The following is a 20856-nucleotide window of genomic DNA, read 5'->3' on the forward strand; positions in this document are numbered from 1 at the left end:
TTTTAGTTTGTTATTCTAATAATTCTTGTGGGTCAAAATCCCAGCTGTATTCCTTTTTAGGCTCATTTTTTGTAGTGGCATTCGGTGTTATTTTTTTAAGGAAGTCTTTCCTATTTTGTTCGAATTTAGGATTTTTACCGTCCGTCTGTTGAGCAAAGACGTTAGACAGGTACTGGATATACATTTTTGCTTTTTCATACTCTGCCTCTGCTTCTTCCTTATCTAATTCCATGTCCATAAACTTTAAAAGTTCAATCACAGGACTATTCACAACCTCACTACGTCCGCCTAACGGCTTGCCAAGCTTGAAAATGAAAGCTTCTTCTATTGTTGCGCTGGTTCCGTCGCTTTCTTGACTTTCTTCATAAATTTCATCGCCGACTTTGTTGCGGAAAAAGACTTTTTTGCTCGGTTCCATAACCTCTCAATATCATTGACTTGGATAACCGCATCGTAAATGTCAAACGCATCCTCTGCTGGTTGAGCCATGAGCGTTTCTTTTTCGACTCCGGATAGAGTAGCCAGCAATTCAAAAGCTTTATCAGGGATATTGATAAGCACGATTTCAAATGCTCCGGATAAGCGAGAAATCAGAAATTCCGGGGTGATTTCTGTATCTTGATTCGCGTCACTGGAGATTTCTTGCATTAAATCCCGTAATGATTCATCATTCTGTGCTAAGTCAACGATTTCTTTAATTGTTTTTAAAGAGCGTTGAAATTGGATTAAGTTGAGTTGTTCCACTTCGTGCTGCTCCGTTTGAACTGTATTGCCTTCTTTGATTTTTAAGTTAACTTTCATGTTTAAAATCCTCCTGTTATATAAAATAAAAAGAGCAGGGAAAAATCCCTACTCTTCTGTGTCTGGTTCTTGGCTTGGCCAAGGTACTTCGATTGTTTGTCCGTTTGATAGTTCAAATGTGATGTTAGTTCCATCAGATGTAGCATCAACTACGCTTACGCCATCTGTACCATCACTTCCGTTTGTTCCGTCTGCGCCATCTGCTCCCGCCGGTCCTTGTGGTCCTCTTAATGATTCCAACCACTCTTCTTCCGTACCTTCAAACCCGTTATCGACAGCGATATCATATGCTGATTTACCATCGGCACCGCCTTGGATTGATACCGGCAATGGATTATCCGTTGAAATAGCCACCGGTTCCCCGTCAGCATCATAATACTGTGGTAAGGCGACTTTATTTCCATAAACCTCTGTATATAAAACTTCTTTATCTTCTTTAGGCATTAAATTACCTCCTTTGATATTCCGGCACTCAACTAAAAAAGTTTGCTAGTCCTGGCTGTTGAATGCCGTTTATGAGTTTGGGGATTCTTCCTCTCCTCCGTCTCCGTTGCCTCCATCGTCATTTCCGTTATCTTCATCAGCGTTCGGATCGGTGCCTCCACGATAGAAGAAGTTACCCGGTTCAGATGCATTAAATCCTTCACGAGGCATCATGTTTAATGTAATTTCGATATTGCCTTGTTCTGCATCAAAAGCGCGTTCAAATCCTTCCGTTGCTGCAGCATTGTAAATTACCCAATCCATCTCACGAACACTGTCCGGTAAATAACGTGGATGAACACGGACTCTTCTGCCTTGTGGTTTTGAACCAATTCGAGCATCCATTGCCCCTTCTTCTCCACCGTCTGTGCTTGTAATCGGTTCAGTGGAAGCGAGAGCAAGTTTTAAAATTTTCGCATCTTCTTGTGCTGCTGAGATTGTTACTTGCCCTTCCCATCCTGTTAAGCGCCTTTGAACGACTGTTTCCCCAAAGTCTGCTACTGTAATTTCTGCATAACTAGGTGTTAACGATAGAGAACCGCCCTCTGCTTGCAGATAATCTTTACCATCAAAGTTAATCTTGTCTTCACCTTCACCAATTTCAATATCAGCAATCCCAAAAATATACTCTTTATTTTCAGCCATATTAATCTTCCTCCTTATTTTCAACTAAAGTAACGTCAAAATTGACGCTGTAATCCATCACATCGTGTTCCACGCCAATCGGCAGTGGTTCAGATGCTGCCTTAATTAAAAAAACGCGATAGCTTTTGGTTGCTACCACGTTTCCATCTTTTTTAAATTCTACTGTTACAGATTCATTTGTAAGTTTGTGCAACGCGTCATACACTGCTTGTGCTGCATACTCCGCATAATCCCAATCAGATGATGATATATATACCATATATCTTGGATACCTAATTGGAACATCGTATTTTTCTGGCGTTCCTCCGCCTTCATAATAAACGGTACCGGTATTGTCATTTGCTGTTTTGTAATCAAATGTCCATTCTAAATCAGGGAGGATGGGTTGTAGTTTTTTCATCAGGTGATATTGAATCATCTACTTCCCTCCCAACGTTTTTTCTAATGCTTTTGCCATGATTTTTTCATAATCATCCTCGGTTAGTACTACAGCATTTTCGAGATATTTCCGACCAGGGGCTTGTCCCCGCCATTTAGGTTTTTTTAAAGTTTCTCGCCCTCTACCATAGACATAATAATTAGGCGTTCTAACTCCGTTATCATACTTATCACGCACGCCATATCTGTAAGGTTCTTCATGTCGTCTAAAAGCATAAGTTAGATTAGAACCTATTTCGCCGACAACTCTATCACCTTCCCGACGAGGTCCTTTGGTAGTCAAAGATTGTTCTAATTCACCTTCATCATAATGAACTAAAGCCTTCGCTCCTTCTTCAACCAATTTGAGATACTCAGTCATAGCTTCCATGAGGTTTTTCTCTAATTCTTTAGTCATGCCATCCAGTTCTTTACTAAACTCTTGTAGGCCATCCCAAACGATTGAAATTTCATCCTTATTAGCCATCGCAATACACCGTCCTGTAAAAGACTTTCGTACCTGCTAGGTTAATAGCTTCATCTTTTGATATAAGCGCTCCAGTGGTCGTATTTCCATCGCTGTCGGTGTATTTGTATCCGGCGCCTACAGATGGATTAAACGATGTCGGTAAATCGACTTCAACGGATGTCCGTTTTTCCTCGCCCTTAGCATCCTTGTCGATGTTCGCTTTGAATTGCACCCGGGCTTTGGATTCCTTCATTTCTGTCAATTCTCTGCCGCGTCCGTCCTTAATTGGATTGCCGTCAGCATCTAATACAGGAAACTCAAATGAAATTTTTTGGCGCATAGGCGGCTTCATATTAATCTACCTACCTTTGCACTTTTTGTTTTTGGTTCTCCTAAAATAGCGATAACAGATGCAGCGATTTCTCCACCTTCAAACGTGACGGAAACACCCTTCACAGAGTACGATTTTACGCCATGTCGTTTGAGTTTGGCGTATTCCTCATCTTCACCCTCGATAGAATATAAAACTTGCAGAGCGACGGCTCTATCGGTTATATCCGTATCCTTGTAGTGGTCTTTGAGTAATTCGTGCGATGAAAAGATGATTTTATCTTGTTCTTCGTCCTCTAAATCAAGCAAGCTATCACTACCCGGCATCTTTTCGAGATACGCTTTAATAGATTCGGTTGTAATCATATGATCACTTCGTTTCTTTTTGTTCTTCTTTCTTTGCATCAGCATTTGCAGATGATTTAGCAGCACCTTTTTTCGCTTCCGAAACCTTTTCTTTTAGAAATGCAGCTTGTTTTGCTGTCAATTCAAGTTCCTCTCCCGGTTTAACAATCTTTCCTTTATGTGATAAATAAGATTCAGCTGTATATTTTGGCATTTGAATGCCCTCCTTTTTTTATAAATTAAAAGAGCGCCTATATTAGACGCTCAACGTTACGATTGCTTTTTTGCGTTTTAATGCTGGGAATGGCGCCTCTCCCACAATAACGGATTGCGCTGGCGGGTTTTCTTCGATACTCGGTTTAGCGAATTTTCCCGGAGTATAGTTATTTTCGACAGTCGGTCCAATCATTGTTTTACCTAAATCAGCACCAAGGAAAACAACTTTATTATCATCCAATAGCTGTACTTCCTCATCTTGTACAAGGATTACATCATCATTTACTTGATAAGACGGTAAGCTCAACGCATTTAAAGCATTTTGAATGTCGGTTTTCGTTAACAAACGATTCCCGTTATCCGTTCCATAAATCTGCGTGCGAATTTGTTCGTTGTTCAATAGGTGCGCTTCTGTTGCACTTGTAATATGCATTACAACCGGTTTTTGTTTTTGGTTGCTCTTTTTGTATTGTTCAACTGCAGCTTTAATGTCGGTTAACGGCGTTGCACTCTCATCGCTCCACTGAGTAGTAGCAGTGAGTTTGTTTTCTGCCGGCATACCGAAATCGATGTTCAAATGAATATCATTTTCATCATCGTTATAAACAAGTTCTCCATTATAGATAGCTTGCGCCCGCATATATTCTTTAATGTCATCCACACCCTGCGTTAATTCATCAGTGGATGTGTAAATTCCCTCAACAACTGCATTCGACTCTTGTTCTGCTCGCGGGCGATTGTATTGCAGTAATTGCGTTTCATCTAATCGGAATGAATGCTGCACTTTAGAAACTTGTCCAAAAGCACGTTCTTGTTCTGCGGTATCACGCAATGGCGCGCTTGCATTCCATCCAGTGATAGATGCAGCAGGTGCATATCTTCCGTTAATAACATTGTAAGCAAAGTTAATATCATATACTTGTTCTTCTGGCATAAAACTAGCAAGTAAATATTCTCTTGCCGGCGGTACATTCTGGACATATCCGGTTAGTTGTGGTTGTTGAAATTCATTCAAATGTAATGGCATGTATTATTCCTCCTTCTTACGCATCAAAGCGTAGGTATCCTTTCACTTCTGCTTTAAATCCTTCTGTAACTGCGGTGCATTTACGTTCTAGTGGGTGACCTGCTACAAGTATGCCGGAAATCGGCTTAGTACCTTTAACAAGTTTAATATCATGAGATGTCAAACCAGCACCTTCGCGCGCCTCTGCATTCCCATCCTCATCTGTAGATGGATCTTCCCATGGTACATAAAAACCATCTTCTCCAAGATAAGTAGCAGTACCAGCTTTGATATAACCGTTTTCGGATACTTCTTCAAAGGCGTCCGCATCCAGTGTAGCGCCGCCTGTTTTGTATTCAGTTCCAACAGTGTTACGTAAAAATTCCTTTTGTCCAAAAATCTTTTGGGTGGTTGGTTGTAAATTCATTTAGTTTTCCTCCTTCTTGTGTCGTTCTAATGCTTTTTGACGCCCCGCATCATAAGGGTCCACTTTCTTTTTCTTATTGGTTTTCTGCTTGCGACCAGGAGTAAAACGTTGCTTAGATGATTTTTTATCATCTTCATCGTCTTCCTCATCATCATCTGCAGCACCAAAGTATTCTGGGAATTCTTCTTCCAATTCCTCGAACAATTCGTCAAGGTTTTCTGGGTCGCCATCATCATCCAATTCAATGTCATCCACGTTGATCAGACGGGACAATAACTTTGGATTGACTTGGTTATCGACAGCAAACTCTTTCACCATGGCGCGCTTTTCCTTGCGTTCAGCACGTTCAATGCGCTTTTCTTTCTCGGACAATTGGTTTTTGAGGTCTTCCAGTTCGTCCTCGTCATCCTTGTCCTGTTTGTCTTTCTTCTTACCTGCCTGTTCTTTGAGTCGGCGATACTCTTCCGGGTCAACGCCATCATATTTTTTCATGCGTTTCCCAAGTTGGTCTTTCATCTTTTTGTTGTACTGCTTTTTGAATTTCGGGTCTTTCAGCAGTTCATCAAGGTCGTAATCATCTTCATCGTCGTCACCATCGTCCTCTGAGTCATCGTCTGATTCATCATCATCCGAATCGTCATCCTCTCCGGCAAAGAATTGAAGATTGAGTTTCAAACCTTGTTTTTTCTCTTCCGTTTCGGCAGGAAGGCCAACATTAAATAGACTTTTGATATAAGCAAATAGCTTTAATATTAATACTGTCATAATTTCCTCCTCTGCTTAGGCGCAGGAACCATTTACTCATGATAGCTTTTAGTGCCTTCAACATGGTTTAGGCATAATAAAAAAGCCTTTTAATGACATACTTAGGTCAATCTTCCGTTTCTATTACTTCATAACCATCTTTTAATATGACGTCATCATTAGATATGGAAGCAATTAATTCTCTGGTTTCTTTGTCAACTATATTGAGTGTGTTAGCCATTTAATCACCACCTCCACTAATCTGCTGCGCTAAACTCCGATATTCTGATTGCAACTCTTGAAACTTAACAGTGTTCTGACGTTTCATTCTTCTAAAACCACCTAATGTTTTAGGTGCTTCATCTCCTAACAACCCCTGCCATCTTGCATATTGTTTCTTTTCATCATTGGCTTTTCTACGCGCTTCTTGTTCGCGCTCATAAGCTCTTTTTTGAGCCGGGGTTCTTGTGTCCTTACCTTCTTTAAAATCACTGTTACGCTTCTTTGCTCGCTCTATTTCCGCATCCGTTTTAAAGCGAACGACATAAGGTCGAATTCCTCCGCGACAGTTAGGATGATATGGCGGGAGCTGCACTTCGTCGATAGTTGGATATCCTTCTGTCTCGCCTGTTAAACTAACAACCAAATCTTTATGATTGGCGCAGATAGGACAGGAATCGCTATTTTCAATGATTTGTACCAAGTCTTGCCCGTTCTCTTTGTAACGCTCGACATGGCCTTTTACGGAAGCATCACGCATTTTGGTACGAGTGACTGTCATCGAGTAAAAGTCCAATGGCAGCTTTTTGCCATCCTTCGTGATAAATGAGGTCAAACCTTCTTTTTTGAACGACTGTGCTACACGCTGCTGAATAACCTTTCTTGTATCTCCAGTTAAAATGCCTTTGGCAAAATCACCCTGTACCTCATCCAGCGCATTTCTAATAGTGGACGCAGCACTATCTTTCGCAGTACGGATGGCGGCTTTAAAATCTAGCAATGTATCATCCATAATTCTTCCAACGGCTTTCTCATGGATTAGCCGGCTCATTTTCTTAGTTCGGACACCATCACCTTTTAAAACTCTTGTCGCTTCATCCACGCCGCCGAAGTAATGATTTATAACAGCCTCTGGAATCACTTCATCTACCAGCAAATCATATTGATCTAAAATATTCCCAACATCACTGATAAGACTTTCGACAGCTTCATCATCGGTCAGATTAGATGTAGCGACCTTTTCTAAAACACTCTGCATAATGCTGCGAACGTGTTTTAATAACTGTTCTTCGTTCATTTTTATTTACCTTGCTTTGTATTCATCCTGTATTCCACAGTTATTGTCAACCTTGCTGTTTCGTCTTCATGATAAAAGTCATGGTCAACATCGATATTATCGATAGCCCCAAGGTCTTCTGTAACACTACTCAAAGCTGTTCTCGCTTGGCTACTAACTTCGTTCTTCGTCATCATCATTTTGTTCATCATTGTTATTTCCTCCCATTCGATTGTCTAAAAAGTTATTGAGTGTCTGTCTACCGAAAGCCAAAGAAGTAGAATCATCACTTGTGGATTCTGCTTCAATTCTCGAAATTTCCTCTTGTATCCACTCTTCGGATGCATGAGGGTTACTTCTTCTAACGGTTGCTTCAAGCGATTGTGTACCTCTTCCATAAGCCATGCTATTTTCTTCAAGTAATTCTCTGCGGGAAATAGGTATCATAGCTTTTAGTGATATCTCTGGTTGTTCGATGCGTATATTTGAATCATTGTCATTAGCCAGCCACAATGCCGATTCAATCAATTGTTTCAAGAAATAGATATATTCTTTCTGCAGCTGTTCTGATTTCAGCAATGAGGTGAACAAATCATAGAACTTTGCCACTCCGGATTGAGAAGAAGTTCCACCACTAGAAAGATAGAAATCAACTGCCTTCTCCGACGTTTTGGTTTCCATCAGCATGAGTTTCATAAGGTCTTTAACCCATGTGACATCACCAATCTTCGTTACATCAATTTGTATGATTTCCATTGCTTTACCGTTCTCGTCAAATGGCGTAATCTCTAAATCTCGATGATCAATACGAGAGTCATCACCATATCTTTCCTGCGCTTTATCTTGTAAGGCGTTCATAACAGCAGTTGATACTGCTATCCTCGGCTTTCCATTCCTTTCGAATGTCAATGCATTCCTTGTAAGAGTCCAGTTAATTTCATCCTGCTTGCCTTCTTGGTTCTTTAAACAAGACACACCCAACGGATTCATGAATGTCTTCTCATTCGGCCAGTACACAATAAAAAACCTTTCACGATTAGGGTAAAAGGTTTCCAGTTCATCCATATTCAGCAATTCTTTTGTTTCATCTTCCTCCAACGACTCTGTCTTTCCAGATTTATTGTGCTCGAAAAGCATGTGTGATGCTTTTAATCCCTTTTCTCCATCTTTTTCTTCCAATCGCTCCCGATATACCTGCAGATAATCTTTATCATTGATTTCAACGGTATATGCTAAATCTACACCCATTCCATCAGGATGCGGGTAATAAACATCTCTGGCTTTAAATTCTAATCGCAATCCCTTATCGTCCAACCAAGGAACGCCAACCAGTCCACCATCTACCTGCTGCTGCACGATATTACCCCAATGCTCAAATTCAAGATGTGAGTTTGATTCTATATCCCGAATCGCTTCCTGCTGCGTTGTTAGATTTTCGTAATTCTCATCCTCGGCTCTGGTGTCATCCTCTGAATCATAATCATCAGACGACAAAGAAGTCTGTATATTCCCGATAGAACGACTTACAAGCATGGCAGGGATTTCTGGTATTAGCTTCGATACATTAGCGATGATATATGGCGTCTGTACGTTTTGGCTTTCATGTGTGCCGTATATGATTTCATCTGTAATCTCGCCTTTTTCAATTAATCGCTTAGCACGAGAAAATAGCTGTGAATGATTCCCTTCATACAGATCTCGATAGAAATGTACTTTCCCATGCGTTTTGGTTACTGTTTCATTGTTAAACTCTTTCCAATCTATTGTCATTGAATCCCTCCTTTACCATGCAGATATGCTGCTTATGGATGCTCTTGTGTTGTTTGTCATTTTCTCTGCCAAACCAGTTGTAGCATCCGGGGCATCATCGTGTTTGTTCTTACCTTCTTTTTGATAAGAATTCATAGCCCTGTAATATTCCGGCCATCTATCTTTCCAGTTTTCCGGGAAGTAAATATGATTCATTACATATGTTGAATTGGATATGATACGCGCCTGTTTATTCTTCGATTGATGAAACCATTTGACATTGATTCGTCTTGTCTTGAACTTTTCCCATATAATCCTTTCAACTGACCTGGCAAAACCTCTGCCGCCATTGTTAGATTCAAATTCAGCATCGTTCACTTCGTTATTCACGAGCATTTCGGCAGTTAAAGGCTCCGTTACTTCCATGCCTTCTTTTGTGAATAGGACATCGGTGACATATAATTCGCCATCGAACGTTTCACCAGCGCAAATAGAACACAAAAAATCACTCCCAGTATCGGCAGTGTCAGTGTAATTAATTATTCGTTTGAATTTAGGTCTTGTTTGATATGTCTTGAAGGAAGTATATAACTTACCTTTTATATCAATAGGATTTTGATTGTAGTTAGCTTCTGCAATCTCAATACCCATCGTTTTTGTTTTTTGATCATATTCTTTACGACTTAGAATATCCTCACAAAGCATATCCTCATTATCCAAAGCTTTCATCGATACATGCTTAACAGAATAGCCAAGGCTTGGAAGTTCGTCTAATGCTCTACCAGCTAAATCGTTACTGTTCCATCTGGTCATAATAATAATGATTTTGCCGCCTGTTTCTAACCGCGATAGCATCGTGTTGGTGAACCATTCCCAATGCGACTCTAGTATTCTATCGTTGTAGGCTTCCTCAGCGTTTTTAATCAAGTCATCGATGATAATATAATCAGCACCAAATCCGGTTGCTGTACCAGTTGGGGAAGTTGCTAAATAGTTATTATATCCACCTTCAAGCGACCATAAGTTCATAGCACCATCGCCATGCTTAATGCGAGTATTTGGAAATACATCCGAATAAACAACCGTTTCAGCCTGTGCTTTGATTTCTTGGATAGTGTTACGTACATTCTTTGAGAACATGGTTGAAAGGGTTTCGTTATATGAACCAGTCATAACTTTTAAATTGGGATTACTACCCAACAACCATTCAACAAACTTTCCGGCAGTTCTTGATTTACCGAACCTCGGCGGCATATTAATAACCAGTACATCATCATCAGATTCCGAGAATGATTGTAAATCACTTGCTAAATCAACAAGAAACTGTCTATCTCGTTTATAAAAATCACCTGCAGTAAGATTGCAATAATCAAAGAAATCTCGCTTTGCCAACTCAATTTTCGCCCTTGTCGCAATGCTAATCATCTTTAGCAGCCAACTTCCTTAATTCTTCTGTTGTGAGTTCAGAAAAGGCGTTATTGACGTTCATATTGCCGGAATGTTCAATGTCCTGTTTATCTCGCCACTCATTAGGCTTGCGATTTTTTAACCAGAATATTTGAGCAGTGGTATCTGGTTGAACTTCTTTGGTTACTCTTTTTGTTTCTTTGTCAAATTCATAGGTAACCTCATCGTATTTGTATCCAAGAGCACGTTTTAAAAGAGCGTTCTCTACTTGACGGTCAATGACCTCTTTCCCTCTTTTTAAGGTGTCAGAAATGACAGGGAATCGCTTTATCCATTCATATAATGTTTGTCTTTTTACACCAATATTATGTGCTATCTGTTCGTCAGTAAGTCCATCTCTAGCCCAACCCTCAATCTTGATTAATCCTTCTTCCGTTATCCATTCGGCATATTTTCCCTTAGCCATGTCACATAGTCACTCCCTCCTTTTTAGGAAAATTAAAAAAGCACCTACTCAAGTGCTTTTTTAATCAATTATTTACCCTTTCAACTTATCGCGTAATTCTCCTATTGTCTTATCTTTATCTTCTTCTGATAACGAATCCATGAACCTATCGTGTCTATCCATACTTGACTGCATATCTTTCCTAACCAACTCAGTTCTTTTAATTCTCGAAAAATTATTGGCGACAATCTTCTCCCATTGTGATATCACTACCTCACATTTGTAATAATCTTCAACGCTTTTGGCTTTCTCGAATGTTTTTTTAACAGCTTTGGGAATTTCAGATTCATTTTTTTCAAACGTTTTAATCATATTTTCTTCTGAAATTATTCTAAATCCTCTGTTATTATTTAAGCTCTCCAAATAGTCGGAAGTGAATTTTAATAAGGACTCAATTAGAAACTGCTCCACTATTGATTGTTCGTTTACTAAATAATCTATTCTATCTTTTAGATTTTCAATACTGCCTTCCGGGTCATCTAAACCGGTCCCTGTTCCTAGGGTCATACCTAAATATATTGCTAAATCTTCTGAGGTAATTGTCCCTTCTGGAATTGCTTCTCCCCATTCCTTTAGCGTTTCAACAAAAACATTAGTCCATGTCATTTTATTTAGCCTCCTTTTTATTTCTAACATACTATTATTCGCCAAAAGGAGACAATATTCCTGCTTACTACATAATATTTATAGTGCTTAATCTTAATAGACCTTACGGTCTTTATATATAATTACAAATTTTTATTAGTGCTCTATCTACAAAATAACCCTCTCACTAATATGTTCATTTTCGTACGACAAGCGTACGACACGTAATTTCAGCTTGGCTCTTTCCATATATTTCTGAACAGTGCTTTTCCCAACATTCAATTCAGCAGATATTTGAGCATAAGAACGCGAATAAACAGTGTGCAGAATAAAGCATTGACGCTCTCTTGGTGATAATTCAGCCAACACACGAATGACACGTTGTTTTTCTGATTCACTCAATTCACGTTCTTCCGGGAAAATATCTAATGATGGGAAAATATCCATATCAGCCATTGCATTTCTTTGATAAACGGAACTTTTTTCGATGCCGCGCAAACTTTCCGGATCGCGACCGGTTTCCAACCATTCCATCGATTCAGACATATCACGAATCATGCTATTTACCTGTGTTTTATCAGATTGATTTCGTTCAATTGCGTCTTGCGTTTCTACATCCATTTCACGCCAGTTCTTATCACCGATTAACTCTAAATTTTGATTATGCAACCGATTTTTATGGTTATTCAATTCTGTTCTGCCTTCCTCGTATTCCAAAAGCATTGCGTCCGCCCAATTCTCAATCTGTTCGCTTGTCATCATCATTACCGACTCCCCTCAAATAAAAAAGGACAGACTGGATTCCCTCAAATCCAAATCTGCCCTGATTGTTTCAGTAGCTTGTTATTTAGTTTTAATCTGTCTTGCTAATACCACAGAATTCACGAAATGATAGATAGCCCGGACATCTTTTTGTGTTAGGAATCATTTCAAAATCATCGTTTTCATCAAAATGATCTGATAAATCTTCACTTACACATTGTTTGCTGCTGTCATCATTAAATATTCCTTTGCCACTCCAGAGATTCCAATAGCATCCAGTTACGTTGCATTTCATTAGTGAATCCCTCCTATTTCATCGTATAACTAATTTTTGTCGTATGAATCTTCCCTCGCTGCCACATGATGCTTGTCTCCCCAAAACCACTGTCCGGTTTAGGAATCACTTCCGGCACGCCATTCTTAACTACAATTACTGCATCTTCCCTCAGATTGATTTCTACTTTGCTTGTTTCCTTCATGTTGTTCCCCCTACCAAATAAATGTCACACACGTTGCAGCAATCGCTATACAACACACCATTGCACTGCTTTGCTTGGTGGATTTATCTTCTTTTGAATCAACCATCTTATTGACCATCATCATAATAACCATGATTAATATTATCTGGAAAACTATTATCACTTCGTCACCCACCCTTGCTTCGTCTTTTTAATCACCGTCAACTCTTTCCCTGTCTGAATCTCAAACAACTTTCTCCGCAGCGTAAAATCCTTCGAGACAGGACCTCCCTTGATATCGATTATCTTCTCCTCACCATCTATATAGATGACCTTAAAATCGGCAGTGTATATAGCACCCTGCTTCTTTTTCTTACCACTACCCTTGCACGCCTTGCATTTATTAAAGTTGAGCGTCTTTTCATTGAGCACCCTCCCTCTACCATCACATTTTCTGCAAAGCACCTCGTACGGGTCAATTATGGTGTATTTGGGCTGTAATTCGATATGTTTGACCAGCTTGTCATTTTTGAGTATGAGATAATATTCGTACTCTGCTTTGCTATCGAATTCTATCCCCTGAAACATGACCTTCCTGGCATTGTATTTATTTCTCCTCACTTAACCACCTTCTTTACATAAACAGCCTCATACCAGCTGTGAATATGCTGCATAGGTTTTACACAGATAAAACCCTCGTCTTCTTTATTTCTGCATATCCGTAGGAACTTAACCTTATCTTCATGCTTCACTATGCTAATAGCCCGCATTTCTCACTACCCCGTTTAAGGCTTCGATATAAGTCCATTCGAGTGTGTACAGTCTTACTTCGTCTATATTTCTACCATCGCTAGTTTGATAGATTTCCATGCGGTGTAGCTCTTTGATAAGGTGGTTCTTACGTTTCTGTACATCGGTTTCGCTCATGCTATACCTCCCTGAAGATTCATCTAAATAAATCACTATGATTTCTTATAATATTGTTTATTTCTTGAGTAACTTCTTCGCATTCTTGCTCCAAATTATCTAAACAGTCATTCATTGTGTAACTGTTATAAAAGCCATCCAGTCTTTTTATATAGCCATTTAAGACATCTGTGACTGAATAAGAGTATCCTCTTTTCTTGATAAACTCTCTTATCTTACGATGAGATTGACTTTCCATGATTAGACCTCCTAATATCCATTCTCTTCAAACCAAAATGTAACCTTCATATCTGTCTCTTGTATCAACCCATAGCGCTTTGCCAGCCTGTATTGAGTCGAATCTCTATTTAAACTAAATACATATCCCTGAATAATCTTTCTCCAGCTCTCCAGTGGCATAGAGTGTTTATTGAGGTTGCAGGAAGCACATGCCGGCACCTTATTTTCTTCTGTATCTCTTTCTGGATGCTGACAAGTTCCATCCCACCAGTTGCGCTGTATCGGTTCAAAATGATCTGCATGCCAACCCTTTTCAGGCAAATCGCAACCACAGTACCAGCACTTGCCGCCGGATTTATCCCATATGGCTTGTCTTTTCTTATTCATGGTATTTAACTCCTGTCGACCCGTATCCACTCACACCACGTTCTGATTCAGATAGCTTGTCCACTTCTTCAAATTCTGCTCTAGCTACTGGAGCAAGTATTCCCTGCGCTATCCTGTCACCTTTACGGATAAGATATGTTCCGTATGGATAATAATCATCACCGATTGGCTCTTCATCAATTCCGGCAGCTTTATACGTAATTTCGCCATCATCACAACAGTCACAATAAACGTTGTCTACTATCGCTCCAACTTCACCTTTATATCCAACATCTACAGTACCAAGTTGCACTCTCAATTTTGTTTTCAAAGTAATACCAGAACGTGGCCTTACCTGAATTTCAAATCCCTCTGGAATATCAAACGCCAATCCTGTTTTGATTAATTTTGTTTCTCCTGGTTCGATAATTACGTCTTCCACTGCGACTAAATCAAAGCCTGAATCGCCTTGTTGTGCGTATTTTGGTAACACTGCATCTGGATGCATCTTTTTTACCTTCAACCCTTCTTCTCTCTCTTTGCTATTTTCATACGCCAACAACACACTCTCAATCTGCTCTAAAGATGGGGTTTTTTCAATATCATCAATTTCCTTAGCCTTCTTCTGCACTTGCTGCAGATATTCAAAGGATAGAGTCCATCCGTTCTTTTTATCTTCTTCATTCGCATATACTAATGTCATGGTTTCGCACCTTTCTGTTTCGCACCTTTCTGTTTCGTGGTTTCTTTGACATAGATTTTCTTCATATCAATCAACCTCCTTGTCTAAATCAAATATTATCAGCCTATCTCCACCATCCCTCTTAGCATTTGCTGGAGACATATAAAAAGTGAAGGTTCTTTTATCAATTCCTAGCTTTTGTATGATGTTCTCCCTAGTGTCGATGAATAAAAACTCTTCACCTTTATAAACTGCGTATTCTGGAATTAAATCAGATTGAATGACGTTAAGGCCTTCATCGTCCCCAGACTTCCCTTTCCGTTGCAATTTATAGAATGTATTTCTTGAAATACCTAATTTACTTTGGATTGCTTTAGCAGTACCCTCTGCAATCAGATCCGTTCCGTCATATGCTTCGTAGTGTTTCATGACTTACCACCAACTTTGCTCTGGAGCCTGCACTACTTTTCTTTTCAATCTTTCATCCCGTTCCGCAGCCGTTTCCTTAACCATCACAGCAGGATGTAGCCTGTCCCAATCCCACATGAACATTTGACCGTTAACTTTAACTAATCCACCTTCTCCAATCGATTCCACAGTTGCTTCAATTCCGTTTGAATCAATGATTGTCATTCCTACTTCCAACTGTCCGTATTCTTTTAGTGGTATCATGTAGATTCTCCTTTCAATGCTTGACGTGCCTTTTCGCCATTGTCGTTATAAGCTAATGGCATCTCATAACGATTATCTGTAATGCGTTTTCCTTCTTTCCATATTTGAGGGTTTGCATAAAACTCCAATACCTCTTTATAGCGCTGATTTTCTTCTTCCAACTCCTTTGCTCGTTCATATTGCTTTTGATACTGCATATATGCGTTCGCAAAGCTGTTATCTGTGCGTTCGATTTCTTCTTCCAACTCCGACACCTTTTCCTCCAGCTCCCGGATATGATCACATTCAGAACACCTTAATCTCCCATGCTTACAAACATCCATCACGATTCACTCCTTAGTTAGCTTAATCCCTCGAACATTTATGAAGTTAGATGTTTTATGTTAATCAGCATTCACCTCTAATTTCTTTGCTATTTCGTATATCACGTTAACTGTCACGCTATTACCCGCCTGTTTATATAACTGGCTATCAGAATTTATAGACGCAGCCTTTTCAAAAGCCCAGTCCGGGAAACCTTGTAATCTCCAACATTCTTTTGGAGTTAGTTTCCTTATCCTGTATTCATCTGTAAGCACTCCTTGCTGAGAAGTTGTGTCCAAAGTATTAGCAAGACCTTTTCCAACCCTTCCTCTACGGGTTTTGGAATTTGGTACAGAGTAATTAATTGAATCACCTGGATAAGCAGTGTCATATCCTTTAGTCGTAGCTTCTTTAATCGCAATCCCATGTCTGTCTTGACCTGTCAAAGTAAACATTGGTTCATCTGGTTCTTTAATTCTTCTTCCATTCTGCCTTTTATTTTCTCGATCAGGTGTCAATACAGGTCTTACGAAGGTTCCTGTCCAATTACTCTGTCCTTTTCCTGTAAGACACATTGCGTGTACTTGTTCAGTCTCTTCTCGTCCATAATATAATTCACTGCTTTCTCCGACAGGAAATACTTTTCTGGTACCTCCTCCTCTAAGATGTCCGATAATAAACACCCTTTCCCGGTTTTGAGGGACTCCGAAGTCTTTAGAGTTAAGCACTTGCCACTCCGCATCATACCCGAGTTCATCCAAGGTTCGGAGGATTGTCTCGAATGTATTTCCTTTGTCATGATTGAGGAGTCCTTTGACGTTCTCAAGGAATAAATACTGTGGTCGGATGATATTGGCGAAACGTACAATTTCAAAGAATAAAGTTCCTCTAGTGTCATGGAATCCCCCCCGTTTTCCAGCAACTGAAAAAGCTTGGCATGGGAATCCTCCGCAGATAACATTGATTTGTCCTCTATCTCTAAGCTTTCGAATATCGTCATCTGAGACTCCTGTGATGTCATCAGCTGTCCACTCCTCTTCTGTATCATGAATTGCTTGATAGCTTTTTCTTGCGAATTTATCCCACTCTACATAGCCAACACACTCGTGACCTGCTTGTTCCATCCCTAAACGAAACCCTCCGATACCTGCGAATAAATCTAAGAATTTCATTCCGTTTGATTCCTCTCCAACCGATTACTCAACTGCCAATAAGCATCGGTGATATTTTCTAAATCAATTTCCAGATTGATGTTATCCAGCAACAAATCCGCGTTCTCTTGCTGCAGCTGCTCATTCTCCGCATGCACTTCCTTCACCGCATTAGCCATAACAAACATCGCGATAACAGCACCAGTCAATAAAACAGCCAATCCCGTGTCTAATAATTTTTGTTTCACGTTATCCCTCCAATCAAAATAAGCCATTTCTGAGACGTTTTAACATCTTTATATATATTTAGTCTCAAATCTATTAATCTCTTTAAATAAGGTATCTCTCGTTACGAATTTCAATAGATATAACCCATTGGTCGTTTGATTCTGTCTTCTTCTGCTAATTCCATTAATGCGAATAAGATTTCTTTTTGAGTTCTGCCTTCCTTTTCGGCTAATTCCAGGAAATCCATGCCATTATTCCAATCTTGCTCAATAGCATCTAATTGATCTTCAGGAAATCCGAACTCAGCATCTTGGTGTATCACTCTGATTTTTCCTGTTCGTGGAATCATCGGGATACCTCTGCCGGAAGTCTTGAACTTAACTACTCCCATTGGTTGCACCTTCTAATAAGTGACTGTCTTCGTAAATGTTTCCGATGACTCCACGTTCACTGTTGACTGTATGAAGTTCATCATATTGTTCTCGTCCCAGTGCATCTTGACCATAGAAACTAGTGAACATCCCTTTGTATTCGGCAACTATGCCGCAAGTGGTTCCTCCAAAACAGCCATCTTCTGTTGAAACAACATCGCCCTCAAATATCTCAACACCGTTCTTATCCTTTAATCCTGTCCATTGCCCAACGGATTCTGGATATACCCTCTCGTAGACCTCAATCGTTATATAGCCATACTGAGTACACTCATGCGGGTTATTTTCATTGACAATATAGAAACCAAGATTATTTTGTACCAACATGCCTTCAACCCATTTTCCAGTTCGCATACTTTTTCCCCTAAATTTAATATCTCGCATCACGCATACCTCCTAAGATATTCTTGCGTCTCCTTAACTCCTGGAACAGCCTTATCCCCAACAGCACTATGATTGTCACGCATCCAGTCCATCCATTTTGTCACCGTCTGTTCCTCGCTATCGTTTGGGTCAAATATCATTACTGATTTCATTTGCATGCTCATTCCTCCTAAAAGTCTTTTCTTCTGTAATCTCTACCGTCCATCTTGATAACATCCGTATTCTCCATCATCCGGGAGAAGTTACGCTCATTAATCTGTGCCCGTAATTCCTTACTATTTAAGTTGGTTGTGTATATCGTCGATTTTCCGGAACGATCATCCAGCACCTCAAACAGCTTTGTATTCGCCCATTCGGTATGATGCTCAGCACCGATATCATCTAGCACCAATAAGTCCACTCGTTTAATCATTTGGAGCAATTCATCTTCCGTCACCCCATTGCCGCTGAATGTTTCTTTTATTTTGGTTAATAGTTTCGGTAATGATAGAAATAGGCACTCTTTTCCTTGCTCCATGAGCTTTTTGGTAACCGCAACGGATATATGACTCTTTCCAGTTCCGTAGCTACCAGTAAGCAATAGGTTCTTTTTACCGTCGTATTCGGCTATATAATTAATCACCTGCTGCTTGGATTGCTTCAAGGCGTCATTGGTAGGCTCATAGTTTTCAATGGTTGCTGTCTGCAGGTTGTCATTAATCAGCGAATAGTAATCAAAAACCTGCATCATTTTATCTTTACGCAGTTGCTTTCTGCGCTCCAATGCCTGATTAGCAAGTTTTATATCCTCACACTTACAACCGTAGTTAGCTATGATTTCCTCACCAGCCCTCGGACCTTTAGGTATCTGCAACTTGGTTTGCTTTACTTCTTCACCGCAGCCATCGCAAACAAATTCAGCAATCAACTCTGATTTGGGTTTTGATAGTTTAATAGATTCCATAGCGACCTCCTAAAATCCGTAATTATAGCCATCGTCTTCGGCTTCTTTTTTGTTAAACTGAACAACGTTTGTAGCCTTTTGCTTATCTTGTTTCACTTGCATAACCAAAGTATCGAATTTGGTTCGTAATTTTGTTGGAGATAAGATATTCGCTTTCCAAAACTCATGTTGTTGACTCCAAGTGATTAGATATTTAATTTGTTCCGCTGTTCTACTGTCACGTTCTCGCATTAGACGAATATCACTTGCCCACTTCTCTAAGTTAGGTTGTTTAAAGCCGGAGTTATTTTTTCTTATTTCATCAAGAAGTAATTCAGCTAAGGTCATGTCGCAAATTTCATATTTGTGACGTTTCTCTTTATTCTTGTTAATTCTTGCATTCTTAGCATTCTTGTTATTGTTTACCGTTCGTTTACCGTTAGTGTTCGGTTCTTGATTTAAGGTGTTTACACTTTCTTTTTTAGTATCGTCTGAACCTTGATATTTAGAGTAATTGAGGATGGTGAATAGTGTTCCCTGTTCCGTTTCCCTAACGTTTACCCTTTCGGCACTAATAAGTTTGTCAATTGCCTTCTTAATAGTCCGTAGAGAATACTCTTTTGTACCTCTCCCTTCCTTATAAGCAAGGTCTGCTGCTAACTTCCGGTATGATCGTAAATACTGACCTCTTTTCAATTCGACTCCGGCAATTTTTACACCATCTTGATGTGATGCCTTGCCCATTAAATACATGAACAACCTAAACGTCGTAACATCATTCCATATATCCGAATCGAATATTTCGCGATGGACTTTGAACCAAGTACTCATTTTTCACCATCCTTTCAATCACTCTAAAAATCACTTATCTAATCTCTGTTCTACAAAGCAGGCTACTTTGAATCTGCTTTTAATTTCATCCATCTCCCTGAAAACACAATTTAACGATGGGGTTCTTTCTAATCCTCCGTCCGTCCTGTTCCCTCTTGTCACAAAATGAGGATAATTTATTTCGTCTTTCAATGTGTCGCCTTTTCTGAGTTCCCATACTTCCCTACCATGTTCAGCCCACCATCTACGCTCTTTTTCTTCCTGGATTTCTTCTGGTGTGGCGTGTCGTAAACGATTAACGCTCACAACATTCATGATTTCATTGCCATTCATTAAGTTAATGTGAGTACCGTCGTTATAAGTGTCTTTTGTTATTTCCCAAATGGAATTATCATGTACATAAACAACCCAATCTCCAACCTTGAATTGAGGTATAACCTCGTAGCTGCCAGGTACGTAAAGCAATCGGCATAGTTCATCTGAGGTAAAATTATTTAGAAATTGATAATTTCGTCCATACCACCCAATTTTTACATGATGTTCGATAGCGCTAGATTTATCTTTTCTATTCTTTTTTACTTCAACAATTTCAGCCTGTTCTTGAGTCAGTTGTATCTTTTCCATCCAATCACTCCTATCTTGGTATTTGGCATATAGCAAATCTGCCTTTCACTTCTAAAATGGTATAGTCTGGGTAACGTTTCATATATTGATCTATTAACTGGTTGCGTTCGTTTTTGTCCTGCGCCTGCTCGAATATCCAAGCAGGCAGCAAGACGTTTGATTTATTGTGCATAATAAGCTTCCAACTCTATTTTCTTTTGCATTCGCCATTCTCTGCCAGCTCTTGTATAATCAGCGAAGTTATGGCAAGTCCCTGTATTTACAGATGGTCCACAGAGTAAAACTAGATTGGCAGGGTTACTACCAGAACCGCCATGCGAGGCCTGTACTAAATGACTGATTTCAAAGGCATATGCTCTTGTTCTGCCGCACCGCTCACATTTACCTTCTGACCTTCTCAAAATTTCGTCACGTGCTTTATTTGTAATTCTGGTAATTTCTTTTTGGGTAGGAACTCTTCTTTTGTGTTTCGGCTTTGGAACTGCTGGCAT

Annotated in this window: 40 protein-coding genes; all 40 read right to left on the bottom strand. The window is 39.6% G+C overall.

The window, feature by feature from the left end; all coding sequences use genetic code 11:
* Nucleotides 1-10: 10 nt before the first annotated feature.
* The 40 genes from MKX55_RS17685 to MKX55_RS17880 all read right to left on the bottom strand — a co-directional run bounded on the left by MKX55_RS17685 (nt 11) and on the right by MKX55_RS17880 (nt 20856).
* The gene (locus tag MKX55_RS17685; RefSeq protein ID WP_339233802.1) at nt 11-418 is read right to left on the bottom strand and encodes a hypothetical protein; all 408 of its coding nucleotides are present in this window, start codon (nt 416-418) and stop codon (nt 11-13) included.
* Nucleotides 325-801, bottom strand: coding sequence for a hypothetical protein (locus MKX55_RS17690; protein WP_339233805.1), 477 nt, complete (start codon nt 799-801; stop codon nt 325-327). Before MKX55_RS17690 ends, MKX55_RS17685 begins: the two co-directional genes overlap by 94 nt.
* Before the next feature lie 48 nt (nt 802-849).
* Nucleotides 850-1245, bottom strand: a complete 396-nt coding sequence (locus MKX55_RS17695) for a hypothetical protein (RefSeq protein WP_339233807.1) — start codon at nt 1243-1245, stop codon at nt 850-852.
* A gap of 69 nt (nt 1246-1314) precedes the next feature.
* A complete protein-coding gene (locus tag MKX55_RS17700; RefSeq protein WP_339233809.1) occupies nt 1315-1929 on the bottom strand; it encodes a hypothetical protein in 615 nt (204 codons plus the stop codon).
* Nucleotide 1930: 1 nt separating this feature from the next.
* The gene (locus MKX55_RS17705) at nt 1931-2347 is read right to left on the bottom strand and encodes a minor capsid protein (protein WP_339233811.1); all 417 of its coding nucleotides are present in this window, start codon (nt 2345-2347) and stop codon (nt 1931-1933) included.
* A complete protein-coding gene (locus MKX55_RS17710) occupies nt 2348-2833 on the bottom strand; it encodes an HK97 gp10 family phage protein (RefSeq protein ID WP_339233815.1) in 486 nt (161 codons plus the stop codon). It lies immediately after the preceding gene.
* The gene (locus MKX55_RS17715; protein WP_339233817.1) at nt 2826-3167 is read right to left on the bottom strand and encodes a hypothetical protein; all 342 of its coding nucleotides are present in this window, start codon (nt 3165-3167) and stop codon (nt 2826-2828) included. Before MKX55_RS17715 ends, MKX55_RS17710 begins: the two co-directional genes overlap by 8 nt.
* Entirely contained in the window at nt 3164-3577 is a 414-nt protein-coding gene (locus MKX55_RS17720) for a hypothetical protein (protein WP_339233820.1), read from the bottom strand. The genes MKX55_RS17715 and MKX55_RS17720 overlap by 4 nt, the downstream gene beginning before the upstream one ends.
* Nucleotides 3516-3704 (bottom strand): hypothetical protein, encoded by a 189-nt coding sequence (locus MKX55_RS17725; RefSeq protein WP_339233822.1) that lies wholly within the window; start codon nt 3702-3704, stop codon nt 3516-3518. Before MKX55_RS17725 ends, MKX55_RS17720 begins: the two co-directional genes overlap by 62 nt.
* Before the next feature lie 42 nt (nt 3705-3746).
* Entirely contained in the window at nt 3747-4733 is a 987-nt protein-coding gene (locus MKX55_RS17730) for a major capsid protein (RefSeq protein ID WP_339233824.1), read from the bottom strand.
* Nucleotides 4734-4749: 16 nt separating this feature from the next.
* Entirely contained in the window at nt 4750-5139 is a 390-nt protein-coding gene (locus MKX55_RS17735; protein ID WP_339233826.1) for a hypothetical protein, read from the bottom strand.
* Entirely contained in the window at nt 5140-5904 is a 765-nt protein-coding gene (locus MKX55_RS17740; RefSeq protein WP_339233829.1) for a hypothetical protein, read from the bottom strand.
* Nucleotides 5905-6124: 220 nt separating this feature from the next.
* Nucleotides 6125-7180, bottom strand: coding sequence for a phage minor capsid protein (locus MKX55_RS17745; RefSeq protein WP_339233831.1), 1056 nt, complete (start codon nt 7178-7180; stop codon nt 6125-6127).
* A 2-nt stretch (nt 7181-7182) separates the two neighbouring features.
* The gene (locus tag MKX55_RS17750; RefSeq protein ID WP_339233834.1) at nt 7183-7371 is read right to left on the bottom strand and encodes a hypothetical protein; all 189 of its coding nucleotides are present in this window, start codon (nt 7369-7371) and stop codon (nt 7183-7185) included.
* Nucleotides 7334-8929: a hypothetical protein gene (locus tag MKX55_RS17755; protein ID WP_339233837.1), complete on the bottom strand. Its 1596-nt coding sequence runs from the start codon at nt 8927-8929 to the stop codon at nt 7334-7336. The genes MKX55_RS17750 and MKX55_RS17755 overlap by 38 nt, the downstream gene beginning before the upstream one ends.
* 12 nt (nt 8930-8941) lie before the next feature.
* Nucleotides 8942-10300: a phage terminase large subunit gene (gene terL / locus MKX55_RS17760; RefSeq protein WP_339233839.1), complete on the bottom strand. Its 1359-nt coding sequence runs from the start codon at nt 10298-10300 to the stop codon at nt 8942-8944.
* Between the two features lie 25 nt (nt 10301-10325).
* Nucleotides 10326-10781: a helix-turn-helix domain-containing protein gene (locus MKX55_RS17765; RefSeq protein ID WP_339233841.1), complete on the bottom strand. Its 456-nt coding sequence runs from the start codon at nt 10779-10781 to the stop codon at nt 10326-10328.
* Nucleotides 10782-10853: 72 nt separating this feature from the next.
* Nucleotides 10854-11426 carry a hypothetical protein gene (locus tag MKX55_RS17770; protein ID WP_339233843.1) on the bottom strand — a complete coding sequence of 191 codons (573 nt, stop codon included), beginning with the start codon at nt 11424-11426 and terminating at the stop codon, nt 10854-10856.
* A 147-nt stretch (nt 11427-11573) separates the two neighbouring features.
* The gene (locus MKX55_RS17775; RefSeq protein ID WP_339233845.1) at nt 11574-12170 is read right to left on the bottom strand and encodes a sigma-70 family RNA polymerase sigma factor; all 597 of its coding nucleotides are present in this window, start codon (nt 12168-12170) and stop codon (nt 11574-11576) included.
* An 88-nt stretch (nt 12171-12258) separates the two neighbouring features.
* Nucleotides 12259-12462, bottom strand: a complete 204-nt coding sequence (locus tag MKX55_RS17780) for a hypothetical protein (protein ID WP_339233847.1) — start codon at nt 12460-12462, stop codon at nt 12259-12261.
* A gap of 13 nt (nt 12463-12475) precedes the next feature.
* Nucleotides 12476-12646: a DUF3954 domain-containing protein gene (locus tag MKX55_RS17785; RefSeq protein WP_339233849.1), complete on the bottom strand. Its 171-nt coding sequence runs from the start codon at nt 12644-12646 to the stop codon at nt 12476-12478.
* Nucleotides 12647-12656: 10 nt separating this feature from the next.
* Entirely contained in the window at nt 12657-12809 is a 153-nt protein-coding gene (locus MKX55_RS17790) for a hypothetical protein (RefSeq protein WP_339233851.1), read from the bottom strand.
* A complete protein-coding gene (locus tag MKX55_RS17795; RefSeq protein WP_339233854.1) occupies nt 12806-13246 on the bottom strand; it encodes a DUF1064 domain-containing protein in 441 nt (146 codons plus the stop codon). Before MKX55_RS17795 ends, MKX55_RS17790 begins: the two co-directional genes overlap by 4 nt.
* Before the next feature lie 135 nt (nt 13247-13381).
* Nucleotides 13382-13552 (bottom strand): Fur-regulated basic protein FbpA, encoded by a 171-nt coding sequence (gene fbpA / locus MKX55_RS17800; RefSeq protein WP_339233857.1) that lies wholly within the window; start codon nt 13550-13552, stop codon nt 13382-13384.
* Between the two features lie 19 nt (nt 13553-13571).
* Nucleotides 13572-13790, bottom strand: coding sequence for a hypothetical protein (locus MKX55_RS17805; RefSeq protein WP_339233860.1), 219 nt, complete (start codon nt 13788-13790; stop codon nt 13572-13574).
* An 11-nt stretch (nt 13791-13801) separates the two neighbouring features.
* Nucleotides 13802-14158 (bottom strand): HNH endonuclease signature motif containing protein, encoded by a 357-nt coding sequence (locus tag MKX55_RS17810; protein ID WP_339233862.1) that lies wholly within the window; start codon nt 14156-14158, stop codon nt 13802-13804.
* Nucleotides 14151-14645 (bottom strand): deoxyuridine 5'-triphosphate nucleotidohydrolase, encoded by a 495-nt coding sequence (locus MKX55_RS17815; RefSeq protein ID WP_339238565.1) that lies wholly within the window; start codon nt 14643-14645, stop codon nt 14151-14153. Before MKX55_RS17815 ends, MKX55_RS17810 begins: the two co-directional genes overlap by 8 nt.
* A 261-nt stretch (nt 14646-14906) precedes the next feature.
* Complete coding sequence (locus tag MKX55_RS17820; protein WP_339233863.1) at nt 14907-15248, bottom strand: hypothetical protein; 342 nt, start codon at nt 15246-15248, stop codon at nt 14907-14909.
* 3 nt (nt 15249-15251) lie between these two features.
* On the bottom strand, nt 15252-15491 hold the full coding sequence (locus MKX55_RS17825; RefSeq protein ID WP_339233864.1) for a hypothetical protein: 240 nt from the start codon (nt 15489-15491) through the stop codon (nt 15252-15254).
* Nucleotides 15488-15814, bottom strand: a complete 327-nt coding sequence (locus tag MKX55_RS17830) for a hypothetical protein (protein ID WP_339233865.1) — start codon at nt 15812-15814, stop codon at nt 15488-15490. The genes MKX55_RS17825 and MKX55_RS17830 overlap by 4 nt, the downstream gene beginning before the upstream one ends.
* 60 nt (nt 15815-15874) lie before the next feature.
* Complete coding sequence (locus tag MKX55_RS17835) at nt 15875-16966, bottom strand: DNA cytosine methyltransferase (RefSeq protein WP_339233866.1); 1092 nt, start codon at nt 16964-16966, stop codon at nt 15875-15877.
* Nucleotides 16963-17193, bottom strand: coding sequence for a hypothetical protein (locus tag MKX55_RS17840; protein WP_339233869.1), 231 nt, complete (start codon nt 17191-17193; stop codon nt 16963-16965). The genes MKX55_RS17835 and MKX55_RS17840 overlap by 4 nt, the downstream gene beginning before the upstream one ends.
* 110 nt (nt 17194-17303) lie before the next feature.
* Nucleotides 17304-17564 (bottom strand): hypothetical protein, encoded by a 261-nt coding sequence (locus MKX55_RS17845; protein WP_339233872.1) that lies wholly within the window; start codon nt 17562-17564, stop codon nt 17304-17306.
* Complete coding sequence (locus tag MKX55_RS17850; RefSeq protein WP_339233874.1) at nt 17551-17988, bottom strand: YopX family protein; 438 nt, start codon at nt 17986-17988, stop codon at nt 17551-17553. Before MKX55_RS17850 ends, MKX55_RS17845 begins: the two co-directional genes overlap by 14 nt.
* Complete coding sequence (locus MKX55_RS17855) at nt 17988-18146, bottom strand: hypothetical protein (RefSeq protein ID WP_339233876.1); 159 nt, start codon at nt 18144-18146, stop codon at nt 17988-17990. The genes MKX55_RS17850 and MKX55_RS17855 overlap by 1 nt, the downstream gene beginning before the upstream one ends.
* A gap of 11 nt (nt 18147-18157) precedes the next feature.
* Nucleotides 18158-18931, bottom strand: a complete 774-nt coding sequence (locus MKX55_RS17860; RefSeq protein ID WP_339233878.1) for an ATP-binding protein — start codon at nt 18929-18931, stop codon at nt 18158-18160.
* Between the two features lie 9 nt (nt 18932-18940).
* Nucleotides 18941-19741 (bottom strand): Replication protein O, encoded by an 801-nt coding sequence (locus MKX55_RS17865; protein ID WP_339233880.1) that lies wholly within the window; start codon nt 19739-19741, stop codon nt 18941-18943.
* A 30-nt stretch (nt 19742-19771) separates the two neighbouring features.
* Nucleotides 19772-20365: a hypothetical protein gene (locus tag MKX55_RS17870; protein WP_339233883.1), complete on the bottom strand. Its 594-nt coding sequence runs from the start codon at nt 20363-20365 to the stop codon at nt 19772-19774.
* 10 nt (nt 20366-20375) lie between these two features.
* Nucleotides 20376-20537: a hypothetical protein gene (locus MKX55_RS17875; protein WP_339233886.1), complete on the bottom strand. Its 162-nt coding sequence runs from the start codon at nt 20535-20537 to the stop codon at nt 20376-20378.
* The gene (locus MKX55_RS17880; protein ID WP_339233888.1) at nt 20527-20856 is read right to left on the bottom strand and encodes an HNH endonuclease; all 330 of its coding nucleotides are present in this window, start codon (nt 20854-20856) and stop codon (nt 20527-20529) included. The genes MKX55_RS17875 and MKX55_RS17880 overlap by 11 nt, the downstream gene beginning before the upstream one ends.

This window comes from Oceanobacillus sp. FSL W7-1281 (genome assembly GCF_037969835.1).
Lineage (GTDB): Bacteria > Bacillota > Bacilli > Bacillales > Amphibacillaceae > Oceanobacillus > Oceanobacillus oncorhynchi.